The organism is Endozoicomonas sp. NE40, assembly GCF_040549045.1.
GTDB classification, from domain to species: domain Bacteria; phylum Pseudomonadota; class Gammaproteobacteria; order Pseudomonadales; family Endozoicomonadaceae; genus Endozoicomonas_A; species Endozoicomonas_A lisbonensis.
On the sequence record NZ_JBEWTB010000002.1, the window covers coordinates 3,103,595 to 3,122,933 of the forward strand.

General features: G+C 47.5%; 17 protein-coding genes. 7 read left to right on the plus strand and 10 right to left on the minus strand.

Features of this window, described 5'->3' with window-relative positions:
* Nucleotides 1-43: 43 nt before the first annotated feature.
* Nucleotides 44-304 (minus strand): DUF5062 family protein, encoded by a 261-nt coding sequence (locus V5J35_RS14925; protein ID WP_354007901.1) that lies wholly within the window; start codon nt 302-304, stop codon nt 44-46.
* Between the two features lie 557 nt (nt 305-861).
* Between V5J35_RS14925 and V5J35_RS14930 the strand changes: the two genes are divergently transcribed.
* Nucleotides 862-2,589 carry a sulfatase family protein gene (locus tag V5J35_RS14930; protein WP_354007902.1) on the plus strand — a complete coding sequence of 576 codons (1,728 nt, stop codon included), beginning with the start codon at nt 862-864 and terminating at the stop codon, nt 2,587-2,589.
* A gap of 106 nt (nt 2,590-2,695) precedes the next feature.
* Here V5J35_RS14930 and trpB read toward each other — a convergent pair whose 3' ends face one another.
* Complete coding sequence (gene trpB, locus V5J35_RS14935; RefSeq protein WP_354007903.1) at nt 2,696-3,901, minus strand: tryptophan synthase subunit beta; 1,206 nt, start codon at nt 3,899-3,901, stop codon at nt 2,696-2,698.
* 106 nt (nt 3,902-4,007) lie between these two features.
* On the opposite strand from trpB, the gene V5J35_RS14940 reads away from it, so the two are divergent.
* From V5J35_RS14940 to V5J35_RS14955, 4 genes are all read left to right on the plus strand, one after another.
* On the plus strand, nt 4,008-4,193 hold the full coding sequence (locus V5J35_RS14940) for a hypothetical protein (protein ID WP_354016424.1): 186 nt from the start codon (nt 4,008-4,010) through the stop codon (nt 4,191-4,193).
* 157 nt (nt 4,194-4,350) lie between these two features.
* Nucleotides 4,351-4,698 carry a hypothetical protein gene (locus V5J35_RS14945; protein WP_354007905.1) on the plus strand — a complete coding sequence of 116 codons (348 nt, stop codon included), beginning with the start codon at nt 4,351-4,353 and terminating at the stop codon, nt 4,696-4,698.
* A gap of 69 nt (nt 4,699-4,767) precedes the next feature.
* Entirely contained in the window at nt 4,768-4,908 is a 141-nt protein-coding gene (locus tag V5J35_RS14950) for a hypothetical protein (RefSeq protein WP_262564558.1), read from the plus strand.
* Between the two features lie 330 nt (nt 4,909-5,238).
* Entirely contained in the window at nt 5,239-5,448 is a 210-nt protein-coding gene (locus V5J35_RS14955; protein WP_354007906.1) for a hypothetical protein, read from the plus strand.
* 77 nt (nt 5,449-5,525) lie between these two features.
* Here V5J35_RS14955 and pdxR read toward each other — a convergent pair whose 3' ends face one another.
* On the minus strand, nt 5,526-7,004 hold the full coding sequence (pdxR, locus tag V5J35_RS14960; protein WP_354007907.1) for a MocR-like pyridoxine biosynthesis transcription factor PdxR: 1,479 nt from the start codon (nt 7,002-7,004) through the stop codon (nt 5,526-5,528).
* 86 nt (nt 7,005-7,090) lie between these two features.
* On the opposite strand from pdxR, the gene V5J35_RS14965 reads away from it, so the two are divergent.
* Both V5J35_RS14965 and V5J35_RS14970 read left to right on the plus strand, forming a co-directional pair.
* Complete coding sequence (locus V5J35_RS14965; RefSeq protein WP_354007908.1) at nt 7,091-7,759, plus strand: pyridoxamine 5'-phosphate oxidase family protein; 669 nt, start codon at nt 7,091-7,093, stop codon at nt 7,757-7,759.
* Between the two features lie 412 nt (nt 7,760-8,171).
* On the plus strand, nt 8,172-9,479 hold the full coding sequence (locus V5J35_RS14970) for an NCS2 family permease (RefSeq protein ID WP_354007909.1): 1,308 nt from the start codon (nt 8,172-8,174) through the stop codon (nt 9,477-9,479).
* Between the two features lie 78 nt (nt 9,480-9,557).
* Here V5J35_RS14970 and V5J35_RS14975 read toward each other — a convergent pair whose 3' ends face one another.
* The 7 genes from V5J35_RS14975 to V5J35_RS15005 form a co-directional block, all read right to left on the minus strand.
* On the minus strand, nt 9,558-10,442 hold the full coding sequence (locus V5J35_RS14975; RefSeq protein ID WP_354007910.1) for a LysR family transcriptional regulator: 885 nt from the start codon (nt 10,440-10,442) through the stop codon (nt 9,558-9,560).
* Between the two features lie 9 nt (nt 10,443-10,451).
* Complete coding sequence (locus tag V5J35_RS14980; RefSeq protein WP_354007911.1) at nt 10,452-13,721, minus strand: hypothetical protein; 3,270 nt, start codon at nt 13,719-13,721, stop codon at nt 10,452-10,454.
* A 92-nt stretch (nt 13,722-13,813) separates the two neighbouring features.
* Nucleotides 13,814-14,530, minus strand: coding sequence for a pseudouridine synthase (locus V5J35_RS14985; protein WP_354007912.1), 717 nt, complete (start codon nt 14,528-14,530; stop codon nt 13,814-13,816).
* A gap of 64 nt (nt 14,531-14,594) precedes the next feature.
* The gene (locus V5J35_RS14990; RefSeq protein WP_354007913.1) at nt 14,595-15,917 is read right to left on the minus strand and encodes an MFS transporter; all 1,323 of its coding nucleotides are present in this window, start codon (nt 15,915-15,917) and stop codon (nt 14,595-14,597) included.
* Between the two features lie 477 nt (nt 15,918-16,394).
* Complete coding sequence (locus tag V5J35_RS14995; protein ID WP_354007914.1) at nt 16,395-17,099, minus strand: Crp/Fnr family transcriptional regulator; 705 nt, start codon at nt 17,097-17,099, stop codon at nt 16,395-16,397.
* A 129-nt stretch (nt 17,100-17,228) separates the two neighbouring features.
* Nucleotides 17,229-18,089, minus strand: a complete 861-nt coding sequence (gene pdxY, locus V5J35_RS15000) for a pyridoxal kinase PdxY (protein ID WP_354007915.1) — start codon at nt 18,087-18,089, stop codon at nt 17,229-17,231.
* Between the two features lie 57 nt (nt 18,090-18,146).
* Nucleotides 18,147-19,334, minus strand: a complete 1,188-nt coding sequence (locus V5J35_RS15005; RefSeq protein ID WP_354007916.1) for an acyl-CoA dehydrogenase family protein — start codon at nt 19,332-19,334, stop codon at nt 18,147-18,149.
* Between the last annotated feature and the right edge of the window lie 5 nt (nt 19,335-19,339).

The window sequence follows — 19,339 nt, forward strand, 5'->3', positions numbered from 1 at the left end:
TTTTAAGGTCAGTTTCCTGCTTTTGCTTATTTCAACTATTCGCTTATTTCAACAAGGGATGCCCTTCGGGCAGCTGCCGTGAAATCCACAAAGCCAGTTTGTGTTTCATGTTCGGTTCGGATTCCTGTCCCTTGACCAGAGGTTGAATCAACTTGTCGTGTACCAGCAGGCGGTAAAGGTACTCGATTTTCTGGCGGGAAGAATCCGTTTCTTCAAACTTACCGGCTTTGCGCTTTTCAACATAGATGGCACCAATTCGCAGTGCTTCACGGACCAACTCGGTTTCGTTCTTAATTTTTTTCAACGCTCGTGCCTCGCAGTTATAAATGCTGATTTTTTTCAGAATAAGAGTACTCCTGCAGCGGGTCAAAGAAAAAAACGATATGAACATATCTGTCTATGCACATTACGCATTGCTGAATAGCCTGAAGATCGCCTCAGGAGATGATGTTAGCCGCTTGTGGCATCTCGGCAGCATCTGACAAAAGCTGAACTCGTTGTGCTGATAGGTTCAGGTATTAAAGTTGTTTTTGGCAGGGCTGTATAAAACATGGGTATTGCTATTTCGTAGAAATGTTTAAGCAGCTGCCTTGCTGTTTGAATATTATATACATCTCTTGATTTGATGAATAAGTTCAAAGAATTTGATGCTTTCTGCAGAGGTTTTTAGTGCTCTTCTCGCTGATTTTATTGAATTTTATAGGGTTGATTAGAAAATGTCTTAACGTTGACTTGAGTCACAAAAGTCATCATTTTGGAAGAAAAGCCCACATGGGTGTTGCAGGTTGACTTTGAAGTTGTACATAACTCGAAAAGTTTCAATGAATTGGCAAGTCATTTCTTCACACAGAAAGGAATACAATGGACTTCACTCGATCTGCGTTTTTAACAGGGGCAGGGGCCTTATTGACGGCAGCCGCCCTGTCTGTACAAGCTGCTACAGCGGTTCAGGCACAGCCAAATATTGTGTTTATCTTCTCAGATGATCACTCTACACGAGCAATCAGCTCCTACGGCTCTGACCTGGTACCGACTCCAAATATCGACCGGATCGCGAAAGACGGCGCCCTGTTCCAGAACTCCTTTGTTGCTAACTCTATCTGTCAGCCAAGCCGTGCTACCGTAATGACCGGTAAGCACTCTCATATGAATGGTGTGATAGACAACACTTCTCGCTGGAATACAAATCAGACTATTTTTCCCAAGCTGATGGAAGAGGCAGGCTATCAGACAGCTCTGATCGGTAAGTGGCACATGCAGCCAACGCCAGTGAATGAGTTTGGTTACTCTACCGTACTGAAGGGTGCGGGTGGTCAGGGAACGTTCTATCAGCCTGAGTTTATTAACAACAAAGGTGAAAGCTACACAGTAGAAGGTTATTCCGCAGACATTATCAGCGACAAGTCTATTGAGTGGCTGGAAAATACCCGAAACGACGACCAGCCTTTCCTGCTGAAAGTTCAGTACAAAGCTCCCCATACACCTCGCCGCCCATCACTTGAACATCTGGAAACCTTTAAGGATCATGTGTTTCCGGAGCCAGAAACATTGCATGACGATTACTCCACCCGTGGTGATCATGCAGAAGAAGCCTGGATGGAACTGTATGGTATGACCCATGAGGGTATTAACGCCTTCCCTCCAGTTGCTACGACCCCGGAACGTGCAAAAATCCGCGAAGACTGGTTTGCCAGCATGAACAAGCACCAGCGCTGGGCGCATGACGACTGGATGAACCGCATGACTGAAGAGCAGCGTCAGGCATGGCACGATGCTTATGACGATATGAATGCGGAATACTGGGAAAAGATTCAGACCGAGCCTTATAAGCGTTTATACAGAAAGCTGACCCCTGAAGAAAAAATGCCCCGTACGAGCATGATGTATCAGCGCTTTATGAAAGAGTATGCTGCAACGGTTGTCAGTATGGATGACAGCATTGGTCGTATTCTTGACTGGCTGGAAGAAAACGACGTGGTCGATAACACCATTGTTGTTTATAGCTCTGACCAGAGCTTCTTTATCGGTGAACACGGCTGGGCTGAAAAGCGTTATATGTATGAAGAAGGTCTGAAAATGCCATTCATCATTAGCTGGCCTGGTAATATCGAGCCGGGGTTAAGACCGGATGCAATGATCCAGAATATCGACTATGGTCCGACATTTATGGACGCTGCGGGACTGAAGGCTCCTGAGGAAATGCAGGGGCTTTCTTTCCTGGATGTTCTGAAAGGTGATATGACCGATGAGCAGTGGCAGGAAGGTCGCTCCCGTATTTACTACCACTACTATATGCAGGGCGCTCATAACGTTCCTCGTCATGATGGTGTTCGTACGGAAGATTACAAGCTGATTCACTTCTATTCAGAAAACGACGGCAAAGGCCTGTTCGAAATGTACGACCTGAATACTGATCCGTATGAGATGAATAATATCTTTGAAAACCCTGAGTACAAAGAAGTTCGCGAAGCTATGATGAAAGAGCTGGAAGCTGCTCGCGATGAGTACGAAGTACCTGAAGATGTTTACGTTGCTCCATACCCTTACATGAACGCGAAAGAACGTAAGCGTTTAGGTTACAACCGCTAAAACAGCTTTATCTGTTGCTTCCTGAACCGGGGGGGGGCTTCCTCCCGGTTTTTTGTTTTTATAAATGCAGAGGCAAGGTGCATGTTATGCACCTTGCCGTTGTTGGTTACAGGTTGAGTTGCTGTACAACATAGTCGATATCTTTATCGCCCCGTCCACTCAGGTTGACCAGAATACTCTTGTCTTTTGACAGTTCAGGTGCCAGCCTGATGGCTCCCGCAACGGCATGAGCACTTTCCAGCGCCGGGATAATGCCTTCTTTTCTGGATAGAGTCATAAAAGCATCCAGACACTCCTGGTCTGTGGCGCTTTGGTAGCTAATACGGCCAATGTCTTTTAAATAGCTATGCTGTGGTCCAACACCGGGGTAATCGAGACCAGAGGCGATGGAGTGTACGGGTAAAGGCTCGCCAGCATCATCTTGCAATACATAGCATTTGAAGCCGTGTACGGCACCGGGTTTGCCCAGTGTTAATGTGGCTGCATGATCCGGAGTGTCCAGCCCCCTGCCAGCAGGCTCTATACCAATAATATTAACGGACTCATCTTTCAGAAAGGCTGTAAACAGCCCGATAGCGTTACTGCCACCACCAACGCAGGCCATCAGGTAGTCTGGCAGGGTGCCGGTCATTTCCTGAAACTGATCACGAGCTTCCTCGCCAATAATCTGCTGAAAATCACGAACCATCATTGGGAATGGGTGTGGGCCGACAACAGAGCCAATAGCATACAACTGACTTTCAGGATCCCGGAGGTAAGCTTCGAAGGCGCTGTCTACAGCATCTTTCAATGTTCTGGTGCCTCGGGTAACGGCGACAACCTTGCAGCCCAGTATTTTCATGCGGGTAACATTCGGGGCTTCTTTTTCAATATCGATCTGCCCCATATGAATTTCACAGTTAATGCCAACCAGAGCGCAGGCTGTCGCCATAGCTACGCCGTGTTGGCCTGCACCGGTTTCGGCAACGACTTTCTTCTTGCCCATATATTTGGCAAGCAGCGCCTCGCCAATAGCGTGGTTTATTTTGTGAGCGCCAGTGTGGTTCAGGTCTTCACGCTTCAGGTAGATTTTTGCACCACCTAAATGATCTGACAGCCGCTTGGCATAAAAGACAGGACTTGGACGACCGACGTAGTGTTTGTAGAGATCAAGCAGCTCTTTGCGAAATTCAGGATCGTTACGAATTTCTCTGTATGCGCTTTCAACATCGGCAATGGCTTTTTCCAGGGCAGGAGGAACCATTGCACCGCCATAGTCGCCAAAATAACCATGGTCGTCTGGCATGGGGGCAAATTCTGTTATTTTGCTCACGTCGCTTACCTTGCTTGCTTGTTTATTATTGAACGAGTAGTGATTTTTATTCGAATAGTGCCAGTATTGCTGCGCTTTTGTAAGTATGCAGGACAGGCTGGTGCGTATGTTCTCTCCAGTGACTATTGCCCGGATGATCGCAATGGCTGAGCAGTTAATGAGCCGGGAAGGTTTTGCGTTTGCTGATTTCTGTAAGCTGATTTCCAGAAGGATAATGACTATAAGCCGCCCACGTTTGTACTGCACTATGGTTCCTATTACGCTATCCGGGCTGTTGTCTGGTTACCGATAAGGGAGCTGGCTGCTGATGAGCTGTTGTCGTATTACGACGGGCATGACCATAACTTCGATTTCCTGACCTGCAGTTATTTCGGATCAGGGTACCGAACGGTTATTTATGACTACGACCACGACAAGGTGGTGGGGTATCCCAGTATTCGCTGGATGATTTGTCCATTTCAGTGAACCTGATTCTGCCTCGCCCGAGAGAAACAAAACTTCAGTACTATTTTGATGTTGAGAAGCAGGCGGTTATCGGTCAGGTCAATGAGTTGAGTCTGCGTAACACTATTTTCAGAGCCTTACAGGCTCTGGGTGATGAGAGCAGTATTGAACTGTTGTTGCATATTGCCCGAAATCATCTTTGCTTCCGAACACGGGGGCTGGCCTGGGAGACTGTGCTGGCTATGGAGACAGGAGGAGCAGGCTTTTACTCTCAGGCTATGAACGACCGGCATCCTTATGTGCAGGAAGTCGTTCGGGAATCAATTCATCGCCAGCAGGCGGTGTCGATTTAAGGTGTAGCGATTTAAGGTGTAGCATCGTCTGAATACTGCATTACATGTAGGCAAACAGGAGTACATGTGATGAAAACTCAAGCAGTAAAGCAGCGTAAAGCGTTTGTTAAACTGGATGAACAAGTCAGCTTGGCCAGCTCTTATAAGAGAGTGGTTAAAACCGCTGTCCAGGGTCGTGAATTAGGCTTTGGTTGTCATCTTCGTCAGTGAAAAGCAGGGGTTTTTTAATTAACATTCCTCCATATGCACCCCGGTTTCCGGATCGGGACTTTTTTTATCGTGAAAATTTTTCATCACCAAGGGTGACGAAAAAAATTTCTTGCGCTCATGGCTGTTTATAAAGTATTGAATTAATTCCCCCTGGTATGAACAGGAACCCTGTTTAAAGCTAATTCTGATTGCCAGAATGGTTTTTTAGCTTAGTATTGTCTTAAGGATTGAACTTAGCGGGTAAGGAGTAGTCTAACGCCCAAGAATCACACTTTTTTCAGCGTTTTCTGGAATGGTGTGGGTTCCTTGAGCCAATTGGGAAGTTAAATAATGTCTAAAAGATCAATCTCTCTCATTGACGACCGTAATCAGAATAAAAACACTGAAGATTCTGCATCCATTGAAGAGCAAGTTGCTGAATTTCTGAAGTCCGGAGGCAAAATTGAGCAAATCGCTTCCGGGGTGAGTGGTATGGAAAGTATGGCTACCCGTCAGCCAAAATCCCTGCAGAAAAGCAGTCGTAAAAGCAAGAAAAGTTAAGATCAGGGTTTAAAATGGTTAAGAGAGCCAGCTTCAGGCTCTCTTGGTTTTTTACCGTGAAAAAATGTTTCTTGCGCTCATGGCTGTTTATATTCCTGAATGATTAAAGCGATCTGTTCCACTTTATGCTTTATTTCTGACTCACTGCTATTAGCGAACCCTAGTGCCAATCCATACTTTTCCGGTTTTCCAAGGTAGTACTGGCTTAGTCTGGAGCAGTAGATTCGCTTTTTTAGTAGTTGGCTGACGATTGATTCTTCACAAATATCAGCTATGAACTCAAGTACCAGATGCATACCTGCACCCTGTGCATGGACTTTGCACCAGGGTTTTAACAATTCACAGGCGTTCAGCATGGTGTCCAGTTTTCTGGCGTAAAGTACTCGCATGCGTTTCAGATGGTTGCTGAAATAACCCTGCTGGATAAAGGCGGCTGTCGTTGCCTGAATATGTACAGGCGTTTCACCGCTATGTTCCATTTTGGCCTTGGTAAACACATCGGTCAGGCTGGGGGGCAGGATCGTATACCCCAGGCGCAGGGCCGGGAACAGTACCTTGCTGAACGAGCCGATATAAATCACCCTGCTGTTTTCGCAGAGCCCCTGCAATGAGGCAAGTGGCCGGTTCTGATAGTGGTATTCGCTGTCGTAGTCATCTTCCAGTATCCAGCTGTTATGAGTGGTAGCCCAGTTGAGTAGCTGGGTTCGCCGCTGTAACGACATGACATTACCCAGAGGATAATGGTGGGCGGGGGTTACATAAACGAGCTTTGGAGGAGGATGCAGCTGTTCAAGTGCGCTGACAACAACGCCCTGTTCATCGACTGGTAAAGGTATTATGTGGGCGCCTGTTGCATTGATGGCCCGCTGGGCGCCAATGTAGCCGGGATTTTCCATGGCGACGGGATCGCCGGGGTTTAAAAACAGACGGGCGCATAAATCCAGAGCCTGCTGTGCGCCCTGGGTAATAACGACATGGTCAGGTTCGCAACGAACTGCCCTGGAGCTTCGGACATAATCGGTTATTGCCTCTTGCAGTTCGGGTAGCCCCTGAGGGTATTGAAACCCCATGAGTTCTGTCAGTCCTGCCTGGGGAATAGAGTTTGAAACTTTATTCCATAATTTTGCAGGAAACGCTTTCAGATCAGGGATGCCTACAGTGAAGCCCTGGTTCGAACCCATTTCGCGTATGTTCTCGCCTTTTATAACGTCTGCGTAATTCGACAATTCAATGGTCTGTAATGGCTGTCGTGCAGAAGAGGGCTGTGTATCTGCCTGAAACCAGGCTTCCGGTAATTCTTCGGTGACAAAGGTGCCTGAGCCGGATTTTGATTCCAGATAACCTTCTGCGATCAACTGCTCATAGGCTGCAATCACGGTATTTCTGGCAATACCCAGTTGTCTGGCCAGATTGCGACTGGATGGCAGGCGAGTTCCGGGGCTGAGAAGCCGGTTAAGAACCCGTTGCCTGATGGTCTGGTAAAGCTGGTCGAACAGCGGTGTCCCGCAATCACTGTCCAGCTTCAGCTCGGGCATTTCTACCAAAGGCATTCTCATTAAGTGGTTCTGTCTGTTTTTTGAAAATGGTTCTACGGGAGGAGCCATTATGCGCTTAGTCTGTAAGGGATTCCAGAGGAGGCGTTATGAAGGCACTGGCAGAAACAGATAAAACAAAATTAAAAAGGGGGTCGAAAAGGGCATGCTTCGACCGGGAACAGCTGTACGCGATTTTTGATGAGGCGCATGTTGTCCACGTAGGCTTTGTCGTGGATGAGCAGCCTTATGTGATACCCACGCTGGGCTGGCGGATGGGCAATCAGCTTTATATTCACGGCAGCAATGGTAGCCGGATGATCAGGGCCTTGTGCAGTGGCGTTGAGTGTTGTGTGTCAGCAACGCTTCTGGACGGGATGGTGTTGTCTAAATCCGCTTTTCATCACAGTGCTAACTATCGATCCGCTGTCGTATTTGGGCGATTTCGTGAGGTGAAAGAGGTTGATTACATTGAGAGCAGCCTTTACTGCCTTCTTGAGCATATTGCTCCGGGGCGATGGGAAGAGGTTCGTCCTCCATCTGAACAGGAACTGAAGGCAACGACAATATTGGCGATTGAGCTGGAAGAGGCATCGGTGAAGATAAGAACCGGACCTGCTGAAGAAGCTCCGGGCGACGAAGCGCTGCCTGTCTGGTCTGGTGAAATGAGAATCAGGCAGCAGGTCAGTGAGATGGTGGCAGACAGGAACGCTGAAGCATTCCGGACGCCGGATTACAGTGATGCGTGGGGAACGCGCTGGGAGGTGAAGAGCAGTTAGTTTGATCGGATGATATTGGAGTGGGAAGGGCGATTGGGAAGTCGCCCTTCCGTGGGGAGTTTTGTGAAATATGGTTGAGTACTTACAGCCTGCTGGAAAAGTAATTGACCAGAAGGTGTACAACCACCGTTTGAGCAGGTTTCCAAAAAACTGTACTGGTGCCTCCGGAAACAGGTTGTAAGTAAAGCTGGCGATACCGGAAACGACAGAAGGGGCAGGCGGGGAAAGAAAACCCTTCAGTATTTCATTTGTTTTTTTGTACGTCAGTACGCATATGTTCGTCTGTTCCTTTGTATCAGGGGCTTTAGAATACCGGTGCTTCATGGACGAGTGTATGCCTTCCGATTGAGAGAGAAAAAAATTCAATCCGCATTCGTCTTGTTTGATAGCGATTCCCACCTGAGTGAGTCACATGCTGGACAGCATTCAACGTTATTTTGAATTTGACCGATTCGAAACCAACTTCCGAACAGAAATCATGGCAGGCCTGACGGCCTTTCTGGCCATGTCCTACATTCTGAGCGTAAACCCTGCCATTCTGGGCAATACTGGTATGGACAAGGGTGCAGTGTTTACGGCAACCGCTCTGTCAGCGGCATTCGCCTCTTTGATTATGGGTGTCTTTGCTAAATACCCCATTGTTCTTGCTCCGGCCATGGGCATGAATGCCCTGTTTACTTACGGTACGGTTATCGCTCTGGATATTCCGTGGGAAACGGCTCTGGCGGGTATTTTTGTTGCAGGTAATATCTTCTTCCTGCTGTCGGTTACAGGTGTCCGTGAAAAAGTGATTCAGTCGGTGCCAGCCGATATGAAATATGCGGTGACGGCTGCGCTGGGCTTCTTTATCTGTTTCATCGGTTTAAGAAATGCAGGCATTATTGCGGCAAACCCGGCCACTCTGGTTCAGCTGGGGGATGTCACCTCGCCTTCTGTTCTGCTTGCGCTGTTTGGCCTGGCTCTGACCATTTTCCTGATCGCCAGAGGGGTCAAGCTGGCGGTATTCTTCGGGGTTATGGTAACAACCCTGGCCGGTGTTGCTGTTGGCCTGAACCCGATGCCGGAAGCGATTATCTCTGCACCACCCAGCCTGGCACCAACCTTTGGTGCAGCCATCACCAATCTGCCCAATATCCTCACTCTGGAAATGATCGTTGTGGTCATCACTTTTCTGTTCATCGACTTTTTTGATGCGGTGGGTACCATCATTGCGGTTTGTAATGGTATTGGCGTGACCGACAAAGAAGGTAACATTCCCAATGTAAAACCTGCTCTGTTTGCTGATGCGGCGGGTACGGTTGTTGGCTCTGTCCTGGGTACCAGCAGTGTCACCTGTTACTCTGAGTCTGCTGTTGCCGTTGGTACGGGCGGTCGCACCGGCTTTACTTCTGTTACCACTGCAGCCTGTATGCTGCTGGCTCTGTTCTTCTTTCCGCTGATTGCCATGTTTACTACCGTCAGCACCTCTCCGGCACTGATTGCTGTGGGCGTGTTTATGGCCAGTAGTCTGCATCATATTGACTGGTCGAAGATGGAAATCAAGATTCCTGCATTCTTCACCATTATTATGACTATTTTGTCGTATAGCCTGGTAGACGGTATCGCCTTTGGTTTTACTCTGTACCCCATTTCCATGATTGCCCAGGGGCGTGGTCGAGAAGTGACTCCTACTATGTATGTTCTGTCGGCTATCTTCGTTACTTACTACTTCTTCCTCTGACTGTTTTCCCCTCTGGCCGGTTCCTCCTCAGGCTATGAACAGGCTGGTGCATACAGTACCAGCCTCTCCTTTCCGGCCTCACTCTGTCTGCAATAGTTCTTTGATTTTCTGACGGATAAAGCCGTATCGGGCAGGCAGTGGCCTGTATTCTTTTTCAACCAGATAGATGGTTTCAAATACCGGGTTCGGGAGCGTCAGAGTCTGTATTTTGTCTCTGTCAGGGAAAGCCTGAACCACAGACTCTGGTAAAACGGTGAAGCCCAGCCCGGCTGCTACAGGGTAAAGAATCATATTAATCTGATTGATATAGCCATTCACCTTAATATCAGACAGTTGTTGAATATATCCGGGAAAATTATCCTGCATAACCAATGTCGTGTGATGACTGGCGTCTGGATGACTGATCATACCCAGATCTGCCAGGTCAGAGAATGTTTTAACAGGCGTTGCACAGGCCGGTATGACAAGGCACAGGAGTTCACGACTTACCGGGGCCACCGACAGCAGGCTGGACTGTGGCTTGCAGGTCATTAACCCAAGGTCAATGTGGTGATTAAGCAACTCAGCCTCAATGCGGTGGTTTGGGGCTATTTCATAGTGTATTTTCAGGTTCTGGTATTGCTGTTGCAATGAAACCAGTTCCGAATAACAACGGATACCAAGAGCCCCCGGGCTTGATAAACGACATGTGCCTTCATAGGGGTTATCACTGCGCAACTGTTCTTTAAGGTCCTGCTCGTTACGCAGTAAGTTCAGTGCAAACTGGTAGACCTGTTCGCCTGCTGGTGTCAATTCAAACTGTTTACCATAACGGTTAAGCAGCGCCGTCTGGTAATACTGCTCAAGTTTCTGAATGTGCTGACTGACTCCAGGCTGAGTCATTGCCAGTACATGAGCCGTTTTCGTGAAGTGTCCCTGCTGAACCAGGGTTATGAACGTTCTTAGCCAGATTGGATTGATCATTATGACAATTTATTCAGACATACCAGACTTGTTGACCAGTTCTTCATATTTTTCCTTCAGATAGTTCAACATTGCGAATACGAGAGTTTCATTGCTGGCATTGTTATTCTTATCTTCTGAAGATAATTCTATTTTCAGGTTGTCAGTTGAATTTTCCGCAATAACAGGTTTTATTTCAGACAGCTTATTGTTCTGTTTTTGGGAATCTGGTACATCGGGTCTGTTAATGATCCACCAGTCAGGTTTAGAGCCGTATGCTGACAGAAAATGGCCTGTTGAAGAAGTCATAACGTTGGTAAAGAAAATCAGTCGTCCGGGTTTATTGGTCTTAATGGATTCCAGTTTCACATTATGCCTCAGCTCTCGGGTAATGACCCTGGGTTTATGTTTAGTAAACTTGAACGTCCACATCGAAAACAGAGGGGTTCCTATCCTATAGCCTAACCCTGGCTGAATAAGAAGAACCGTGTCGGGTAGTTCATCATCAGCAAAACTCTCCAAAGCATCCAGCCAATGCAACAATGCCATAAACAGATGCCCTACCCGGACACCCAGCTCCATCCGTGCCTGTTTGTTTTCAGATGGCAGATGGTATTCCAATTGTTTAGACAGACGTGACAGAAGGGATGGGAATAATGTTTTCTGATAGGCACTGATAAGCGCAGTCAGCTTCAGATAGTACGATGAACTATTTTGTAAGTCACTTTCATCCTTTAAGGCTTCAGACGTTTCAAATTTGTTCATTGATTTGAAACGCCATGATGCAACAAGCTCGAAAGGGTAACGCTGGATAATATCAGCTTTTTCAGCTGACATTTCTGAAACCAGTGACCAGCGGCTTTTCGCAGAACCCGCAGGTGCATCACTCGTCTGGTGCAGCAGTAACGATATGACATGGCTCTGTCCGGTCAGCTGCCTGATTCGTCGAAGATCGTGAATGTCTTCGGTGATGACTTTGCGCTGGTTGTGATCAAACCAGTAACTGGTTGAGCGGGGTTTAAACTGCTCGTCAGGTTGTATGACCTGAACCTCAAAGTAATAGCCAATATCATCCAGGGCTTCCAGAAGGGCAGGAATATTGTCAACTGCCTCCAGATCGATTTTTCTGCCATCAAGGTGTTTTGACAGGGTAATCTGCACCATCCGGCGCAACTCAGATGCAGACAGACTGCCTTTATACAAATGGTTGGCAGGTCGCTTCCGGTCCAGCCAGTTGCTGAAGCATAACCATAGACTGCTGGATGTAAGGTTGGTTCTATGGTATTTCAGTCCCAGGATAAAATTTGTATAACTTTCAGCTTCGATGTCGTCCATAAAGTATGGAGTGACATGAATGCTGTGCCTTTCGTGCTGTTCGTCGTAAAACGGCTGTGCGGTCTTATGCCATTTTTGTCGCCGCTGCTGACGCCAGTGGTCGACTTTAGAAGCCATCATCGAAGCCTCCAGCCTCAATATCTTCATAAATAGCAAAGTGGAGTCCATTCTGGCTCTGTTTGGAGGATGACGTGACCGGTTAAGAGCTGCTGCATCTGAATGATAAGCCGCTGAAACTTCCTGACCTTCTGCGAACAGGTCGCTGGAGTGTCTTTTATTGTGTTGAACTTCTGAAGCCGGGGGAAGGCCCGTCGACAGACGTCGCTCCTCGACCCGGCGTAACATTTCATTGTATAAAGGAGGCAGGGAGGCGACCTTTTCCAGTGCATGGTCAAACAGGAGTTTCCAGACTTCATCTTTTTGCTTCTCCGCCTGGCAAATCATGCCGCTGATAAGGCATCTCTGATAGGCTTTCGTTCTTGCCTGGCTGGTTCTGAATAACATGCCCAGAAAGAAAAGATACCGATGCAGAGGGTTCAGGGACAGGCTGTGGAAGTGTCTGTCTATGCCATCCAGATCCATATCAATGAACTGACTGTTAATCTCCGGAAGCATGCCTTCAAAAGCCATGAAAAAGGGTGTCAGGTCGACAACTTTTGCATGATCGCCGTCAACAAAATAGTTGGTGTAATTGGGATCAACTGCTATGGAAAAACCGTTTGCCATGGAAGCCAGCGTCTGGAACTGGCGGGCATTGGCAATATCACAGTCAACGAGAAGGCCAACAATATCATCCAGATGCTTTTTCAGGGCAGACAGAGGCTGGTGCGGGTCTTCAAAAAGGTGATCAAGAAACTGAATGGCGTTGTGTTTTTTTTGTACGCCATAGATGGCACGCATGCCTTTCTTTCGGGCTGGTACAGAAAAATACATTAATGGCAGATACTCAATTTCCGCCATGGTCAACAGGCGCATATTGATTTGCGCGGTCAAAATGAAATCGTCAGCCGATTGTTTGTCTGGCAATTCATGAATAATCCGTTTAACAGCTGCTGAGCGTAAGAAGCTGACCGGTTTCATAACCTGCGCTGATATACCGCTACCGAGCAGGCTTTCAATATGGCGGTTTGCCAGAGGGTTCTGTGGGTTGTATAGCTTTTCCACCTGGCTGAGAAACAGCCTGACCTTTTTTTCTGTGTATTCAGGAACGGGCCTGAATTCATCATTTGTGTCGATAAGGTCGCTGACAGCAAACTGCCTGGCAGGCCCCATGGGGAAACACAGCTCGTAGTGATTGTTTGAGGCGTCGCTGACGCAAACTGAAATAAGCAGAAACTGGTCACGCACCCCCCCTCTTCTGATGGTGGGATGGTTCTCACAGTTGGCATCTGGTTTGAAATAGGCGTGCTCGTAGTTTCTGTCCAGGGCTTGCAAAACTCTGACATACTGGTTGTTGGAAAACAGTGAGGCTTTGCTGTTATCTGGCTCATCGCGGCTGCATTGAAGCTTCAGTGGAAAATTTTTGCTGAAGGTGAACCCTGAAACAGTTTCTGAGTAAGGAATGTCGTGTGTGTGATAGCTATATTTGATGCTTTGATGGTTAGGCGAATTCTTGTCCAGAAAAGGATCTGGAAACGGAATAAATATGGACTCAGTGGATTTGTTAGCACTACCGCCTTCAGAAGGAATAAAAAACAGGTCAAAGTACTCCTGGTAAGGGCTGACAGGATTTTTTTTCAAAAACTGACCAAAGACGGAGAGTGATCTTCTGAACCATTCAGTGTTGTCTGCAATGAAGTGCTCAAGGGTACTTTTGTACAACCATGTAAACTGTTCAAGTTCGGTGTCAGCGACAGCTGATGGACTACTGAACTGAAGGCAGAACAATAATGAGATTAACCCCGGTCCTTTAAGTCGTTTTATTAACCGGATTTTCTTTTTACAGGTGACCTTATGCAGAATCAAACTGACAACCTGAGCTTGTCTTGCTTATTGGTTGTCAGTGATTTTAGTTCAGATTTTGGAATTAGAAGTGGGCGACACGATACTGCTTCCCTTTAAAATGGGGCAGGTACCTCAAATGTCATCAATTCCTTCAAAGCCGGGTGTGTAAATGTCAGCCGGGTAGCGTGGAGATTCAGTCTTGCGCTGGCTTCATACGCCTCGGGATGGGCATAGAACTCACAGCCAAGAATCGGATGGCCCAGTTCTGCCATGTGTACCCTTAACTGGTGTGAGCGTCCTGTAACAGGCTCAAGCCATACACGACTGTTTTGTGATGAAGCTTCCTGATGCTGATTGGAGCAGGTATTGATACAGGTATTGATGCAGGTGTAGTGAGTCAGGGCTGGTTTGCCTTGTTCGTGATCAACCATCTGCTTTGGGCGGTTCGGCCAGTCGCAACGCATGGGCAGGTTCACGGAACCGGACTGTTCCGCAGGGGTTCCCCACACTTCTGCGGTGTATCCCTTACTGACCAGACGATCCTGAAACTGGCGACTTAACGCCCTGTGACTGTCTGCCTGAAGGGCAAACACCATCACTCCGGAAGTGGACATGTCCAGTCGGTGTACAACCCGGCTTTCAGGGTTTATTGCCTGCAGGCGAGACAGAGCGCTGTCAAAGTTGGCGGGATGACGTCCGGGTACGCTAAGCAGGCCAGCGGGTTTGTCGACCACTACCAGATGGTCGTCCCGGTAGAGTTCCCGGAGTTCCTCATGGCAGGGAGGTACTATATGTACAGGGCGTTCAGAAGTTTGGGCAGATTCAGTCATGGTGGAGAATTATGGCGGTAAAAGCCACCGATGTCAGTGGTGGCTTTTGCGAAGATGACAGGTATCAGGATACCTGTCGTGAAAAGCGAACCCTGAAACGTTGCCAGAATTCTGGCGATGTTCTGAAAATCAGCAGGCTGACAATCACATGCAGAACCGCCAGGGTCAGGAAAAACTCTTCAATGGTTCGATTGGCTACCCCCAGGAACAGCATTCCGAACACAGCGCTGCCAACCATGTAGGAGGAGTTCATAACATTCAGTGCAGCAATCATTCGCGCGCGGCGGCTTTCATCGGTTCTTTTCTGAACCATGGCGTACAGTGGCACAATAAACAGTCCGCCAAAAAAGCCAATCATGGCAAGGTCAAACAATACCCGGACATTGGCTGGAATCCTTATAAACTCACTGACACTGAGCAACGTTCCCTGAGTATTGGGTGAAATTGCAAAGAACAGATCCAGGGCAAAAAGGCTCAGGCCAAAAGCCCCCAGAGGCACGATGCCCGGTTCAACCTTTCCGTGGGAAATCCTTCCGCAGAACAGCGAGCCTGCTGCAACTCCAATGGTAAACATGGCGAGCATGATACTGACCACCTGAGGACTGCCCGCCAAAATCTGACTGGCAAGGTTTGGCAGTTGTGTCAGGTAGGCCGCACCGATAGCCCAGAACCAGGAGATGGCCACCAGGCTCATGTAAACCGTTTTATCGCCATGGGCATCCCTCATGATTTTCCGGGTCTGGCTGAACAGGTTGTAGCTGACTTCCAGCTCCGGCGCTGAAGCTTTGGCTTCCGGTACCTGTCTGGCGCAGAGCCAGCCAATAATAGCGAGCACAACAACCGATACAGCTATCCATTCATGGGCCTGAGGCAACTCAACCAATAGCCCTGCCCCAAGGGTTCCGAGGAGGATAGCGACAAAGGTACCCATTTCAACCAGAGCATTACCACCTACCAGTTCATCGTCGTGCAGATGCTGGGGAATGATGGCGTATTTCACCGGACCGAAGAAGGCACTCTGGGTTCCCATAAGGAACAGGAGAATCAGCAGTACCAGAAAGTTCTGGCTGATAATAAACCCGGCAGCCACAGCCATAATCGCAATTTCCAGCAGTTTCACCCTGCGGATAATCAGCGATTTTTCGTACTTGTCTGCCATTTGACCGGCAATACCGGAAAAGATGAAAAAAGGCAGGATAAATAAACCCGCTCCCAGATTGATAAACAGGTCAGAATCGAACGGCAACTGCTCTGCGGCAGCAAACGCAGCCATCAGGAGCAGTGTGTTTTTGTATATATTGTCGTTAAAAGCTCCCAGAAACTGGGTCGTAAAAAAAGGTAAAAACCGTCGTTTACCCAGCAGGGAAAGTTGGTGACTGTGACTCATTAGGTCTCCGCGTCCTGAAGTCTGAAACGGGTAGTTACTAAGAACATTCGCAGGTAATGAAGACTAATGCAACAATCGTTAATAACTTTTCACGGCTGACAGATAAAAGTCTGTGGTTTTATCAGGTAAGTGAATAGTCAGTCAAAGAATCTAATTGTTTTTCCTGACCAGAAATGATGATGAGCGGGGCGGAATAATTGTATTAAGAACCCCACTGTTAGATTAAGCGGGGAACAATAAATAGCATCAATTACATATTAGTTTTGTTTTGATTGGTTGTTTTTTTAAACACTTAATATGAATGTAGTTTATCTTTTCGTTGCTGCTTGTAAGTAAGCAGCCTTTATTTTTAGTGGTTAAGAACAAATGTTGCATATTATGTACACAAATAAAAAAGTAGGGTTCCTCCTTACCGGACGATAAGCTATAACTTATTTTTAATGCGATAGTTGTCCTGTATAGACACTATTTCGGCAATTATTTAACTAACTTTTCATGGCTCATTAAATGATCTTGATCAATAATTTCAAACCACCCATAGCCACTTTTGATTTTGCCATTCTTAACCAGCTGTTTGATTTCTGCATGTACCTTCTGACGGCTGACACCCAGCATTTCAGCCAGCTCGTTCTGTGTCGCATAAACTCTCCGGCTGACGGGCTCTGCGACGGTTGTCAGTTTGTGCATGACCCGTTCAGGCAGTGGCCTGATCAACAGTGACTCAATAATATCTTCCAGATCGCAGGCATTACCTGATAATGATTTTAATAACTCATTCATTAATGCAGGGTAATTATTCAGTTCTTCCGGCTTGACCTTAATTAAAAGTGATAAACAGTCTGTTTGCGCCTGAACTGACGTTGTATGTTTTTTGATACCATAGAAAAAACCAAAGTTAATCAGATGTTTGGAATGCTTGAAATGTATCGCAATCGAATGACTCTCCTGATTTGATTTAGAGGTTTTGGTAGAGCCGGAAAGAAGAATTAAAATGCCTTCTATTAATTCACCTTGTCTGCATATATATCCATCTGTTTGTGTTTTGATCAATCGACATTTTGGAGTCAGCTTTCTAAGTTCTTGTTCAGATATCTGGTCACCTAATAAATCTAACAGGTATGGTTCAACGGAAGGTGTTTTGTAAATTGATGATAGAAGTTTTATGGGTGGAGAATAATACACGAGAGTCATCGCGCCCTTAATAATATATTGTCGCTTATAATTAGTACCACATTAAAAAAATTAATAAAGACTGTTTTATTAAATTTTTACTATTGCTCCGAATATTCTTCGGAGCATGTAAGGAAATAGTCAAACATTAACAGGTATGGCCTGAAAAGTAACAGATGGTTTCACCAGTTCATCCTGAGAACCAATCAGTTGTAACTCCTTGCTACCGGCCAGACTGGTGTTTTTGAACAACCCATGCATAGCCCCGGCAATATGCTCAAGTGAATGTTTAAGGTCACAGTTTTCCAGAAGTTTCGCCATAAATAACGCCGCTGTTGCGTCGCCAGAGCCACTGACAACCCCGTTGATCGGGTACGCCGGTGTTTTAACCAGCCAGGCTTCTGAATCATTGACTGCCATCATCGCAATATGCTTTCCCTTGCAGTCGTCCGTTATAAGGCTTGTGACCAGCACCATGTCGGGACCTTCTGCCAGCAGGCTTCTGGCACCCTTTAATGCCTGCTCTGTAGAGGCTATTTTTCTGCCGGTAAGCAGCTCCAGTTCAAAATGGTTAGGCGTAATAATATTGGCCTGCTGGATCACCTTGTTCCGAAAAAAGTCTGGAATGTCTTTCTGCACATAAATGCCGGTGTCAGTGTCACCAATCACCGGGTCGCAGCAGTACAGCACCTCAGGGTTTGCAGAACGAACGCGTTCAACCGCATCCAGTATCACTTCCGCCATGCCCGGGTCACCCATATATCCGGACAGGATGGCGTCGCATTCGGCAAAAGCACCATGTTCCTCCATCCCCAGCAGTACATCCCGCACGGTTTCGGGGGTAAACACAGGGCCTCGCCAGCCAGTATGACCGGTGTGATTGGAAAACATGACAGTATTGATGGGCCAGACATTAAAGCCCAGCCGCTGCAGCGGGAAAACAGCTGATGAATTGCCCGCGTGACCTACAGCAACATGGGACTGGATTGAAAGAATATTCATGCATCAGACTGTACTCACTAATGATTTCAGCCTCAAGCGTTTGCGTTGGGAGAGCCGCTATTCTCTTAACAACTCACCGGCAATGATCATTTTGCGAACCTCGGTGGTGCCTGCGCCGATTTCCAGCAATTTGGTAGAACGGAACAGGCGGTTTATTTCCGATTCCCAGATATAGCCCGTCCCGCCATGTATCTGTACACCGTTGTCTAAAACCCGGTTGCACATATCGGCACAATACATAATGGAAGCCGCAGTGCGGGCATGGATTTCACCACGGCCTGCGGTGGTTTCATCAATATTGGAGACTTCTGCCAGTACCTGCCAGCAGAAGGTTTTCATGGTTTCGACCCAGACGTACATATCGGCCAGCCGTGACTGAATCATCTGAAAGCTGGCAATGGTTTTGCCAAACTGCTCACGGGTCTGAGCATAATCCACCGACAGTTCCAGCGTGCGCTCAGCAATACCCACATTAATCGGGGCAATCATGGCACGCTCAATGTCCAGGCCGCTCATCACGACCTTGTGACCCTCATGTTCTTTTCCGACAATGTTTTCCACCGGAACCCGCAGGTCTTCAAAGACCAGTTCACCGGTCTGGCTGCCCCGGAATCCCATCTTTTGCAGCTTTTGAGCTACTTTAAATCCGGGTGAACCGGTTTCAACGACAAATGCCGTAATACCTTTGGAACCCCGGTCAGGTTGAGTTCTGGCGTACACCAGACAGACGTCGGCAACAGGGCCATTGGTAATATAAATCTTGGAGCCGTTAAGAATGTATTCATCCCCCTCCCGAACGGCTTTTGTCCGCATGGAGCCCAGCGCGTCGGAACCGGCACCGGGTTCGGTTAAGCCCAGACAGCCTGTCCATTCACCAGAGCAAAGTTTTGGCAGATACTTCTGCCGGATCATTTCGCTGCCGTTGTTATACAGGCTGTTCACACAAAGGTTGTCGTGGGCAACCCAGCTCAGTGCAAAGGCATGGTTCCAGCGGGATATTGCCTGCAGAATCAAACCGGCTTCCAGTATCGACAAGCCTGCGCCGCCATACTGTTCCGGCACGGTTACACCCAGCAGACCCAGTTTGCCCATTTCCTTAAAGGTATCCTGCGGCCACCACTCTTCATTATCCATCTTTTCACACAGGGGATAGAGTTGTTCCCGGGCAAAACGATCGGCATGATCCATCAGGCTTTGCTGGTCAGGGGTAAGGGCAAAAGCATGGCTGTTAGCTGAGCTGTTCATAATTA